Below are 580 nucleotides of genomic sequence, written 5' to 3'. Positions count from 1 at the left end.
CCGTCAGCCCGCCTCGATCGTTCTGGGTCTTGTTGGAATTGCCTTCATCGCCGCCGGAAGCGCGCCCCGCGCGCGCCGGCCGGGCGAGCCACCACGAAAGGTCTAAGGATCATGTTCGGATTGAACTTCCTGAAAAAGACGCAGCTGCCCTCCAGCGCCGATGCCCTGCCGGGCCGCGAGCAGCCGATTCCCACCGCCCAGACGCATTTCGTCAACGGCGCGCCGCTGAAGGCTCCGTTCGGCGATGGCGTCGAGACGGCGATTTTCGGCCTTGGCTGTTTCTGGGGCGCGGAGCGCAAGTTCTGGCAGGTGCCGGGCGTCGTCTCGACGGCGGTCGGCTATGCCGCCGGCATCACGCCCAACCCGACCTATGAGGAGGTGTGCTCCGGCCTGACTGGGCACAACGAGGTCGTGCTCGTCGCCTATGATCCCTCGCGCGTGTCCTACGAGGAACTGCTGCGCGTCTTCTTCGAGGCGCACAATCCGACGCAGGGGATGCGACAGGGCAATGATGTCGGCACGCAGTATCGCTCCGGCATCTATGTCACCAGCGAGGCCCAGCGCGAGGCGGCCGAGCGCG

Annotated in this window: 1 protein-coding gene; it reads left to right on the top strand. The window is 66.6% G+C overall.

Annotated features, from left to right (window positions below):
* Positions 1 to 111 precede the first annotated feature (111 nt).
* The coding region (msrA, locus tag NS365_RS23280; RefSeq protein WP_058602636.1) for a peptide-methionine (S)-S-oxide reductase MsrA at positions 112 to 580 on the top strand (469 nt) is incomplete at its 3' end.

Origin of the sequence: Aureimonas ureilytica (assembly GCF_001475935.1) — a bacterium.
In the GTDB taxonomy this organism is placed as follows: Bacteria; Pseudomonadota; Alphaproteobacteria; order Rhizobiales; family Rhizobiaceae; genus Aureimonas; species Aureimonas ureilytica_A.
Note: the sequence above shows the minus strand (reverse complement) of the source record. Positions and strands in the feature narration are given on the sequence as shown.